The 10,927-nt window shown below is 64.2% G+C and carries 12 protein-coding genes; 5 read left to right on the plus strand and 7 right to left on the minus strand.

From position 1 onward, the window contains the following. Positions 1-134: 134 nt before the first annotated feature. On the minus strand, positions 135-1,004 hold the full coding sequence (locus JHC36_RS10005) for a SirB1 family protein (protein WP_287918677.1): 870 nt from the start codon (positions 1,002-1,004) through the stop codon (positions 135-137). Positions 1,005-1,019: 15 nt separating this feature from the next. Further along, entirely contained in the window at positions 1,020-2,585 is a 1,566-nt protein-coding gene (gene murJ, locus JHC36_RS10010) for a murein biosynthesis integral membrane protein MurJ (protein WP_287918679.1), read from the minus strand. A 174-nt stretch (positions 2,586-2,759) separates the two neighbouring features. Here murJ and rpsT point away from each other — a divergent pair, with 174 nt between their 5' ends. Then, entirely contained in the window at positions 2,760-3,062 is a 303-nt protein-coding gene (gene rpsT / locus JHC36_RS10015; RefSeq protein ID WP_124223719.1) for a 30S ribosomal protein S20, read from the plus strand. A 127-nt stretch (positions 3,063-3,189) separates the two neighbouring features. Here rpsT and JHC36_RS10020 read toward each other — a convergent pair whose 3' ends face one another. Beyond that, entirely contained in the window at positions 3,190-3,519 is a 330-nt protein-coding gene (locus JHC36_RS10020) for a DUF3579 domain-containing protein (RefSeq protein ID WP_124223717.1), read from the minus strand. Positions 3,520-3,728: 209 nt separating this feature from the next. Here JHC36_RS10020 and JHC36_RS10025 point away from each other — a divergent pair, with 209 nt between their 5' ends. From JHC36_RS10025 to JHC36_RS10040, 4 genes are read left to right on the plus strand one after another with little or no spacing between them, the layout of a single operon-like run. Next, the gene (locus JHC36_RS10025; RefSeq protein WP_287918681.1) at positions 3,729-4,937 is read left to right on the plus strand and encodes an aspartate aminotransferase family protein; all 1,209 of its coding nucleotides are present in this window, start codon (positions 3,729-3,731) and stop codon (positions 4,935-4,937) included. A gap of 2 nt (positions 4,938-4,939) precedes the next feature. Beyond that, positions 4,940-5,851, plus strand: coding sequence for an ornithine carbamoyltransferase (gene argF, locus JHC36_RS10030; RefSeq protein ID WP_287918690.1), 912 nt, complete (start codon positions 4,940-4,942; stop codon positions 5,849-5,851). Between the two features lie 26 nt (positions 5,852-5,877). Further along, the gene (locus JHC36_RS10035; protein WP_124223710.1) at positions 5,878-6,432 is read left to right on the plus strand and encodes a thioredoxin family protein; all 555 of its coding nucleotides are present in this window, start codon (positions 5,878-5,880) and stop codon (positions 6,430-6,432) included. Further along, on the plus strand, positions 6,417-6,740 hold the full coding sequence (locus JHC36_RS10040; protein WP_287918683.1) for a YkgJ family cysteine cluster protein: 324 nt from the start codon (positions 6,417-6,419) through the stop codon (positions 6,738-6,740). Before JHC36_RS10035 ends, JHC36_RS10040 begins: the two co-directional genes overlap by 16 nt. 249 nt (positions 6,741-6,989) lie before the next feature. Here JHC36_RS10040 and JHC36_RS10045 read toward each other — a convergent pair whose 3' ends face one another. The 4 genes from JHC36_RS10045 to JHC36_RS10060 form a co-directional block, all read right to left on the minus strand. After that, positions 6,990-7,178 carry a hypothetical protein gene (locus JHC36_RS10045; protein WP_287918685.1) on the minus strand — a complete coding sequence of 63 codons (189 nt, stop codon included), beginning with the start codon at positions 7,176-7,178 and terminating at the stop codon, positions 6,990-6,992. A 64-nt stretch (positions 7,179-7,242) separates the two neighbouring features. After that, positions 7,243-9,159, minus strand: a complete 1,917-nt coding sequence (gene feoB / locus JHC36_RS10050) for a ferrous iron transporter B (protein ID WP_287918686.1) — start codon at positions 9,157-9,159, stop codon at positions 7,243-7,245. Between the two features lie 3 nt (positions 9,160-9,162). After that, on the minus strand, positions 9,163-9,465 hold the full coding sequence (locus JHC36_RS10055; RefSeq protein WP_124223704.1) for a FeoA family protein: 303 nt from the start codon (positions 9,463-9,465) through the stop codon (positions 9,163-9,165). A gap of 158 nt (positions 9,466-9,623) precedes the next feature. Then, positions 9,624-10,826: an FAD-dependent monooxygenase gene (locus JHC36_RS10060; protein WP_287918688.1), complete on the minus strand. Its 1,203-nt coding sequence runs from the start codon at positions 10,824-10,826 to the stop codon at positions 9,624-9,626. Positions 10,827-10,927: the final 101 nt, after the last annotated feature.

A 10,927-nucleotide genomic window follows, 5' to 3' on the forward strand; every position in this document is an offset into this window, starting at 1 on the left:
CCGAAGGGGCGCCCCAAAACGCGCCCGAGTAGGCGCAAAGCACAGCCGTAGCTCGGGCTACGGCGCGCATTTGCAACGCCCTCTGGCGTGTTTTGGGGCGTCAAAGCGGGCATGACCAATTCCCTCTCAGCCTCTCAGGCTGTGCCGCCGTGCCGGGCACGCAGTTCGAGCACGAGTTCTCCGATCGCCGGAGCATCCACCGCCCGCGGCACGCGCCTCAAATAGGTTTCGAGGTCACGCAACGCGGCATCGACCCGCCCCTCGCGGGCATGCAGCACCCCGCGCTCGCGCAAGGCGCCCAGATCATCCGGACGCAGCAGCAACACCCGGTCGAGAACTGCCCGCAGGAGCACCGGCTCATCGAAGGTTCGATGAAGCTCGCGCAAGTTGTCGAGCATGCGGCCGATGATTTCGCGGGGCAACGCGTTTTGCAAATGCAGCCCCACGGGTGGGTCGAAGCTCGCAGCATTTCGTCCTGCGGACTCCGTTTGACGCCAGGCCCTGAGCAGCCCTGCGAGTTCGTCCATGCCGAGCGAGCGCCCGGTCAAGGGGTCGAGCACCACCCACCCTTGAGGCAATCCCACCTTGACGAGGAAGTGGCCGGGAAACGAGACCCCGTGGGCATGAAGCGCCAAGGCCCGCGCCAATTCCAGCCAGATCACCGCCAGCGACACCGGTATGCCCCGCCGTCGCTCCAGAACCACATGGATGTAGCTGTTTTCGGCATCCATGTAGTGATTCACATTGCCCGCGAAACCCAGCTGCGAAAAGAAGAAGTCGTTGAGCCGGCGAAGTCGCTCCATCGGGCCGGCATCCGTCGGTATCTGGCGTTGGAGACGCTGCGCCAGGCGATCGACCCCGGCCAGAACGGACTCCACATCCAGCTCGGGATATTCGTCGTGCGCGATGCAGGTGGCCGCTTCCAGCAGTGGAAAGTCGCGGTCAGACCGAACCAACGCGCCAAAGTACTCCAGCGGGGTCGGAACGTGCAGTGAGAGCTTCATGGTCGTTGCAGAAGTTCAGCGGCGCAGCCATTGGCGTAAGGGTACTCCCGAAGCCCACAAAGCACCAAAATAAATCAACGCCGCCGCCGCCACGGACGTCGCCAGATAGAACACCCGCAATCCCGTCTGCGCCCGCAGATCGACCCACGCCACCGCCGAACTGGCCCAGAGCAGAAACACGCTCATGAGCGCGGTCGCAGCCAGCACCTGCAAAAGAAAGACGCCCCAGCCTGGAGTCGGTCGGTAGCTGCCGCGGCGCAACAGCCCCAGCAGCAGCCAGCCGGCATTGACCAGCGCACCGAGGCCGATCGCCAGCGCCAAGCCCGCATGCTGCATCAACGGCACCAACACCAGATTCATCGCCTGTGTCAGAGCCAGAACGATGATCCCGATGCGCACCGGAGTGCGGATGTCCTGATTGGCGTAGTAACCCGGCGCCAGCACCTTGATGGCAACCAAGCCCAGCAGCCCCACACCGTAGCCCGTGAGCGCCCGCGCAGTCTGCGCCACATCACCCGCGCCGAAAGCCCCGTAGTGATAGAGCACACTGACCAAGGGCGTGGCAAAGGTGAGCAAGCCGGCCGCTGCGGGCACGGCCAGCAGAACCACCAACCGCAACCCCCAATCGAGCATTTCGGAATAACGCCGCACGTCTCCCGCCGCCCGCGCTTGAGCGAGCTGCGGCATCAACACCACACCCAAAGCCACCCCAAGCAAGGCCGTCGGGAACTCCATCAGCCGATCCGCGTAGCCGAGCCAACTCACGCTGCCGCTCGCCAAATGGGACGCGATCTGGGTGTTGATGACCAAGGAGAGTTGCGCCACGCTCACACCGAGGATCGCGGGCCCCATCAGAGCGGCGATGCGACGCGTCGCCGGGTCCTGCCATGCCGCGCGCAGCTGCCTCAGGGTCAGGCCGATCCGTGGCCCCAGTCCCAGCCGCACCAGCGCGAGCCATTGGATGGCCAGTTGCAGCGCACCACCGACGAGCACCCCTGCCGTCAGTGCAAAAATCGGCTCGATGCCTTGAGCAGACAGCCACGGCGCGCCCCAATAAGCAGCCGCCATCAAGCACACGTTGAGCAACACCGGCGTCGCCGCAGGCACCGCAAACTTGCGCCAGGTATTGAGAACCCCCGCGCACAACGCGACGAGCGACATGAAGCCGATGTACGGGAACATCCAGCGCGTCATCACCACGGCAGCGTCGAAAGCCGTGGGATGCTGACGCAAGCCACTCGCCATAGCCCAGACCAGCAGCGGCGCGGCGAGCACGCCCAACACACTGAAACCCAACAAGACCCAGGCCAAAACCGTGGACACGTCGTCGATCACGCGACGGGTTTGCGCATCGCCGTGCTGAGCACGGCTCTCGGCCAGCACCGGCACAAAGGCCTGACTGAAGGCACCCTCGGCAAACAGACGCCGAAACAGATTCGGAATCCGGAACGCCACGTTGAAGGCGTCGGTGGTCGCGCTCGCACCAAACGTCGCGGCAATCAGGAGCTCACGCCCAAGACCCGTGATGCGCGACAACAAGGTCAAAGCGGAAACGGTGGAAGCGGATTTGAATAAGCTCACCCGCTCGAGTGTAGTTCCGGCGGGTTCAGCGTTGCCGAAGCTCACCCGGAGCCCATCCAGCACCAAGCCCAGCCCTTTGAGCCCGGGTCGATCGGAAGCCCAATCGAAAGACGCTGCTCGCTGTTAGAATCGCAGGTTTGCTGACAACATCCTGCAACTCAAGGACACCAAGATATGGCATCTTCCAAACCCAAGAAAAAGAACCCCCGCCTGGCCTCGGGCCGCAAGCGCGCCCGCCAGGACGTCAAACTCAATGCCGCGAATTCGTCGCTGCGGTCGAAATACCGCACCGCGGTGAAGAACGTCGAAAAGGCCGTGGCCGCTGGCGACAAAGTCAAGGCAACCGAACTCTTTGCCAAGATGCAGTCGGTCGTCGACGCCATCGCCGACAAGGGCATTTTCCATAAGAACAAAGCGGCTCGCGACAAGAGCCGCCTCTCTGCCAAGGTCAAGGCCTTGGCGACCGCAGCGGCTTAAGAAGCCGCAAGCCGCACGGCTGTCCATCCTCTCGGACCGACAGCTGCCGTTTGTCACGGGTGCGCTGTCAGCAAAAACAAGTGAGGCCGCAACTGCGGCCTCACTTGTTTTTCATCCGTGAAATGCATCAAGGGCGACGCTCAGTCGGCGCCTCGTCAGGCAGTAGGCAGGCCTCGACCGTTTGCAAGTGATTGTCGCGCGCGAAGTTCATGCAGAAGTCCCAGGCCATAGGCTCCGCCTCGCGCAAGTCCGGGTGGACCGCCACGCACTTCACCCCCTGGAGGACCGTCGGCAAACACCAAGGGGAATAGCTCAAATGGCTTCCGGGCTTGGCTCCACCGGGCCTGAACGGACTCATCACCCCCGCCAGCCGCTCCGCCCAGTCGCTGGGCCGAAAGGTTCTGCCGTCGTCGGTCAAACCCAGGATGAAGACTTGCTTAGCAGGAGATTTACCCATCGGATCACGTGGACGTTCTGGCTACGAGGCAGCAGAAGGATCGCCTCTGCTGCGGCGCACAACTATTGTATCTTATATAAGACTTATTCTGGGCTGATCCCCGGCCCTGTGGCCTTTGCCCTGCCCCTTCTCCCGAGGACGCGGTCGTCTAGAATCAGTTTCCGCCCCGCGCCCCTCCCGGCCACCTGGGCTCCCAGGACATCTCTGCCATGAATGTGAACCCATCCACTCCTGCCGAACCGCACCTGATGCGCACCTACGCGCGCCTGCCGATCGCCCTCTCGCACGGCCAGGGGTGCCGAGTCTGGGACACCGAGGGCCGGGAATACCTGGATGCGTTGGCCGGAATCGCCGTCAACACGCTCGGGCACAACCATCCGCGCTTCGTTGCAGCCTTGCGCGAGCAGGTGGGGCGGCTGATTCATACCTGCAATTACTACTACGTCCCCGACGCTGAGCGGCTGGCGTCCCGGCTCGCCGAGCTATCCGGGATGGAGAACGTCTTTTTCTGCAACAGCGGACTCGAAGCCAACGAAGCCGCCATCAAACTCGCGCGGAAATACGGGCACAGCCGCGGCATCGACCTCCCCCAGATCGTCGTCTATGAACGCGCATTCCATGGCCGATCGCTCGCCACGCTCAGTGCCACGGGGAACCCGGCCATCCAAAAAGGTTTCGAGCCCCTGGTCGACGGCTTCATCCGAGTGCCGCTCAACGACATCGCAGCGCTCGAAACGGCAACCGCGAACAACCCCAATGTCGTCGCCGTGTTCCTGGAGACCATCCAGGGAGAAGGCGGCATCAACCCCGCCCGCTGGGAGTACCTGCGACAAGTTCGCGAGCTATGCGACCAACGCGGATGGCTCCTGATGACCGATGAGGTTCAGTGCGGCATGGGCCGCACCGGCAAGTGGTTCGCGCACCAGTGGGCCGAGATCGTCCCTGACGTCATGCCCTTGGCCAAGGGATTGGGTTCGGGCGTTCCCATCGGTGCCGTCGTCGCCGGCCCGAAGGCGGCCCATGTCTTCGAGCCCGGCAACCATGGCAGCACGTTCGGCGGCAACCCCTTGGCGATGAGGGCCGGGTTGGAAACACTGCGCATCATGGAAGACGACGATCTGCTCGGCAACGCTGCACGGGTGGGGGCACGGCTCAAAGCCGGGCTGCGCGAGGCGCTCGCCCCTCTGCCCGGCGTCCGCGAGATCCGGGGCGAGGGGCTGATGCTCGGCATCGAACTGGACCGCCCCTGTGGCGGCTTGACGGCCCGGGCGGCCAGCGCTGGGCTCTTGATCAGCGTCACGGCCGAGCGGGTCATCCGCTTGCTGCCACCGCTCATCCTCAGTGAAGCCGAGGCGGACGAAATCGTCGCCCGGCTCAGCCCCGTGGTTCGCCAGTTTCTTTCGGAACACACATCGTGACGATCCAGCATTACCTGCAATTCACCGACCTCAGCGCCGACGAGTACGCCTATTTGTTCCAGCGGACGGCTCTGATCAAGCGCAAGTTCAAAGCCTACGAGAAACACCAGACGCTGGTGGATCGCACGCTGGCGATGATTTTCGAAAAGGCCTCGACGCGAACCCGGGTGAGCTTCGAAGCGGGCATGTATCAGCTCGGCGGCAGCGTCGTCCATCTGACCACTGGAGACAGCCAGCTGGGGCGCGCCGAGCCGATCGAAGATACCGCGCGGGTCATCAGCCGCATGGTTGACCTGGTGATGATTCGCACCTTTGGCCAGGAAAAGATCGAGCGCTTCGCCGCGCACTCGCGCGTGCCTGTCATCAACGGGCTCACCAACGAGTTCCACCCTTGCCAGGTGCTGGCCGACATCTTCACGTTCATCGAGCACCGCGGTTCGATTCAGGGCAAAGTCGTCGCCTGGGTCGGCGACGGCAACAACATGGCCAACAGTTGGCTGCAGGCGGCCGAGTTGCTGGGCTTCAAGGTTCATGTCAGCACCCCCGGCGGGTATGAAGTCGACCAGTCGATCGCCGGCATCCGCTCGGCCTCGAGCTATGAAGTGTTTGCCCATCCGCTCGACGCGTGCCGGGGCGCTGACCTCGTGACGACGGATGTCTGGACCAGCATGGGCTACGAGGCAGAAAATGAGGTCCGTCGCGCGGCGTTTGCCGACTGGCGCGTCGATGCCACCATGATGTCCGTCGCCAAGCCGGACGCGCTCTTCATGCATTGCCTGCCGGCGCACCGTGGCGAGGAAGTCACCGCCGAAGTCATCGACGGCCCGCAATCGGTCGTGTGGGACGAAGCCGAAAACCGTATGCACGTACAGAAAGCGCTGATGGAATACCTGCTGCTCGGCCGCCTCGGCTGAACACGACTTGCAAGGAAGGTGACCCCATGGCCGCACAAGCCCCTGTTTGCGACTTTGGCTGGAAAGCGCCGGATTTTTCTCTGCCCGCTACCGATGGACGTGTGCTTCGGTTTGCGGATGTTCGCGGCCCCAAGGGCACGCTGGTGATGTTCATTTGCAATCACTGCCCCTACGTGCAGGCGATCCTGCCCCGGCTGATTGACGATGCGCGCCAGCTGCAACGCGAGGGCATCGGAGTCGCTGCCATCTCCAGCAACGACGCCGAGGCTTACCCGGAAGACAGCTTCGAGGCGATGAAACGCCTGGCCGAAACGCTCGCGCTCCCCTTCCCCTATCTGTACGACGAAGATCAGTCGGTGGCGCGGGCTTATGGAGCGGTCTGTACGCCAGACTTTTTCGGCTTCAACGCTGAGGACGCCCTGCAATACCGGGGTCGTTTCGATGCGTCGCGCAAAGAAGCCGCGCCCCCTGGCACCCGCCGTGACCTCCTCGAAGCGATGCAGCTGGTCGCGCGCACAGGCCACGGCCCCGCCGAGCAAATCCCGAGTATCGGCTGCTCGATCAAGTGGAAAAGCAGCTGAACCAGAACCCTTGCCTCGACTGCGGTGCTTGCTGCGCCGCGCTGCGGGTGGATTTTTCGGTTCACGAACGCAGCTCCAACGGCGGCAGTGTGCCCGACGGCCTCACCGTCGATGTCACCGACAGCGTTTGTCGCATGCGCGGAACGGACCACGGCCCACCCCGCTGTGCGGCCTTGGTCGGCACGCTCGGCATCCGGGTCGAGTGTGCGATTTATGAATGGCGACCTTCACCGTGTCGGGAGTTTGCCGTCGGCTCGGACGCGTGCCAGTGGGCGCGCCGCCGCCACGGTTACCCGGTGCTCGACTGAGGAACCTTGCCCGCCAGCGGGTGAACCCTGGCCCCGATCACGACCGCCAGCAGAACAACCCGAGCGACAACTGGCGCATGCACTGCAAGCGGTGCCCGCCGGCCGATCGAGCGCCGGATGAATGCGTTGACCGAGCCACGCGCGCACGGACCCAGGCCCCATGCGCCAGACCAGATAGCCTGCGGCCCAAACCAAAATGATCGTCACGAGCAGGGGTTCGAGTATGGCCATCCGCATTCTCCGGTCACCCTAAATCCGCCAGTTGGGCGCGCCTGGGCGGGTCGTCGTCGGGCGCGCGGGCAAGGCGTAAACCACAGCCATGGCAGGCGCCATGGCGAGGATTTGCAACGCCGCCCCCGCGCCCGAGGGCGACTCGAACGGGTGCGCAGCGCTCACCCAAACGGTGAAGGGCCTGCGCACCGAAAATTGTTCAAACATCAACACCTTGCCTTTCGCTAAAAGCGGTCAACTGCCGGATTTAGGGTCACAGCATCCCGCTCCCTCAACCGCCCCACACCTTCGCGAGATGGTAGGTGACAAAGCTTGCGGCATAGGCGAGCGCGAACAGATAGCCGGCCATGGTGAGCGCTGGCCGCCAGCGGCCCAGCTCGCGGCGCACCGTCACCAGCGTTGAGACGCACTGGGGCGCAAAGACGTACCACACCAGCAGCGACAGTCCGGTCGCCAACGACCATTGGCTCGCGATGATGGGCCCCAACGAAACCGCCGTGCCCGCATCCTGCGCAGACAAAGCGTAAACCGTTCCCAGTGCGCCCACAGCCACTTCGCGAGCAGCGAGGCCGGGGACGAGCGCGATGGAGATCTGCCAATTGAACCCGATGGGCGCCAGCAACTCAGCCAGGCCCCTGCCGATTCGGCCCGCGAAACTGTAGTAAATCGCCGGCTGCTCGGCGCCCATGGGTGCCGCGGGATAGCTCGACAAGGCCCAGAGTAACACCATGAGCGCCAAGATGATGCCGCCCACGCTGCGGATGAAAATCCGGGCCCGCTCATAAAGCCCGTAACCCAGCTGCCGCAGACTCGGCCAACGGTAGGCCGGCAGTTCCATCATCAAGGTACCCGACCCTACCGCATGGCCTTGGCGGCGCTTGAGCACCCAGGCGACGGCCATCGCACTGGCAATCCCCCCCAGGTACAACAGAAACAGAACCAGGCCCTGCAAATCGAGCCAACCGGCGAGCTTGCGGCTCGGGATGAAAGCGCCGATCAACAGCGCATAGACCGGCAGGCGGGCCGAGCAGGTCATCAGCGGCGCAATCATGATCGTGACGAAGCGGTCTCGAGCATCGGTAATCGTGCGCGTGGCCATGATGCCCGGTACGGCACAGGCAAAGCTCGACAGCAGGGGGATGAACGAGCGGCCCGACAAACCCACGGCCGCCATCGGCCGGTCCAACAGGAAAGCCGCGCGCGGCAGATATCCCGAATCCTCCAGCAGCAAGATGAAAAAGAACAGGATCAAGATCTGCGGCAGGAAAACCAGGACGCTTCCCGCCCCTGCGATGACACCATCGGTCAACAAGCTTCGAAGTGGTCCTTCGGGGAGCGCCCCCTGAACCACGCCTGCAACCGCCTCGACGCCTTGCTTGATCGCGTCCATCGGAAGCGCTGCCCAACTGAAGACCGCCTGAAAGACGAGGAACAGAATCAACAGCAACAGGACAGGTCCGAATACCGGGTGCAGCACGAGGCGATCGATCGCCTCATCCCGCGAGGGCCGCTGCTCCGGCTCGACCACCGCAGCATTCAGGATCCGTCGAACCTCGGCCTGAAGGTCCATGGCTCGACGCAGTTCATCCTCGGCCTGGCCGTCGACATCCTGCTTTGCCGTGGGCGAGTGAAGCGGCAGTGGCGGATGCGCCCCTTGCGGGCGAGCCGGCCCGGGCCAGCGGTCGAGCCAGCCGACGAGTTCGGCGGCACCGTCGCGGGCGACCCCGATGGTCTCGACCACGGGTATACCCAGTTCACGCTCGAGCGCTTCACGGTCGATCGTGATGCCCTGCGCGCGCGCCAGGTCCATCATGTTGAGGACGAGCAGCATCGGTATGCCCAGGGAGCGCGCTTCGAGGACCAGCCGCAGATTCAGGCGCAGATGGGTCGCGTCGGCGATGCATACGATCAAATCCGGACGGGGCTCGTCGGGGTGACGCCCGGTCAAAATGTCGCGCGTGACGGCTTCGTCTGCGCTCAGCGGGCGCAGACTGTACACACCCGGCAGGTCGAGCACGGCATAAACCCGGCCCGAGGGCGTCCGCAAAACACCCTCTTTGCGCTCCACCGTCACGCCGGCATAGTTCGCCACCTTCTGCCGACTACCCGTCAGCAGGTTGAAGATCGCCGTTTTCCCACAGTTCGGGTTCCCCAGCAGGGCGATGCGCAAGGGTTCTGCTGGACTCATGCTTCAACGATGGATGTCGCCGAGCCGAGCCACCCGGACGTGCTGCGCCTCGTGCGAGCGCAAAGCGAACGTGGCATCGCCCACACGCACGGCCAGAGGCTCACCTCCGGCCGGGCCCCGTGCGAGCACCCGGACCGTTTCGCCCGGCAGAAAGCCCAGTTCCAGCAAACGCGCCACTCGGCCGCGTTCCGCAGCGGCATCAGGCATCTGCAAACGGGTGACGACGCCAACGACGCCGACATCGAGATCCGACAAAGAGGACTCAGCGGCGCTGGGCGTCGTCAGAGGCTCGGGATGAATGCGCATGGGATGAGGTAATCAAGAATTGTTCTCATTATAGAGGCACAACCAAGCCAACAAGAAGCACCAAGTGCGGCTTCTACGCCAGCCTGCTCCGGCCCAAGCAAGTTTTGAAAGGTTTCTAGCCGTATGCCGGCGAAAAATGGACACCTGTTGCTCTTTTTTCAGGAGTCATCTTCAGTCTCGATGCCTGCCCGATAGCCGTACAACCAAGGCTGATCCAAGAGGCGCTCGCCCAGCAAACGCAGGGACGCATCCCTGCCCCAACGCATGGGCCCCCGGGCGTGAAAGATCACCCCGTTGCGGGCCGATTGCATCTGGATCCGGGCGCAGCGCCGCCAGCGCAAGGCGGCATACCGCTCCAGCCGCTCCTCGACCGAACCCGAACGCAAACGCAGCACCTCTCCAAGGACGTGGGCATCCTCGATCGCCATGCCCGCCCCCTGAGCCAGATAGGGTCGCGTGGGATGGGCGGCGTCCCCGACGAGCGCAATCCGACCGCGCGCCATCTGCGCGGCAGCGGCCACCGGCGGGCGACCGAACAGGCTCCACGAACGCCATTCCGTAATGTGCTCGATCAGGTCCCGCAAAGGCAGACTGATCGACCCAACGACTGGGAGTAGCGCCCCACGCTCGACAGCCTCACCCCAGGCCTGCGGATCCCCCGCCACCGAACCCTCGACGACCAGCACGACATTGAGCCACTCTCCCCGGTGCACGGGGTACTCCACCACATGAAGCCTCGGCCCGAGCCAGACCGTGATGCCCGTGCGACGCAAATGCGCGGGCAAGGCCGTTTGCGGCAGCATCGCTCGGTAAGCCACATGCCCGGAGGAACGCGGGGGCCCATCGCCCAGCATGTGCGCGCGGATGCGACTCCACAGCCCATCGGCTCCGAGCAGGAGAGCGCCATGGGCGCACCGTCCATCGGCGAACCGAAGCTCCACCGAGTCCCGCCCCTCCTCATAAGACTCGACCGGTTGTGCCAGATGGAGCGCCACCTGATCCTGACGCTGCACCGCTTCCAACAACAGTTGCAGTAAATCGGCACGCGCAATGGTGAGGTACGGCGCTCCATAACGCTCACGGGCCCGCGCAGCCAAGGGCAGCACGCCGAGTTGTCGGCCGCCGGCAGCGTCGCGCACCACCAATCGTGGGGGCTCATGCGCCACCGCTTCGAGTACGCGCCTCAGGCCCCATTCATGCAAAACACGGACGGCATTGGGCCCCAACTGAATGCCCGCCCCAAACTCCTCGAAGGCGCGACGCCGCTCGAACAGTGAGACCACCGTCCCCCCGCGCGCGCAGGCAAGCGCACTCGCCAACCCGCCGATCCCGCCGCCCGCAATCAAGACTGTCCGATGCATGCCGAGGATTGTGCCGTTCGTTGCGACGCTGCCCGTGGATCCACGAGAAGAAAAAAGCACCGGATTTGTGCAAACACAAACAAAAACGCCCGACAGGCGCC

The organism is Tibeticola sp. (assembly GCF_022759015.1).
GTDB classification, from domain to species: Bacteria; Pseudomonadota; Gammaproteobacteria; order Burkholderiales; family Burkholderiaceae_C; genus Tibeticola; species Tibeticola sediminis.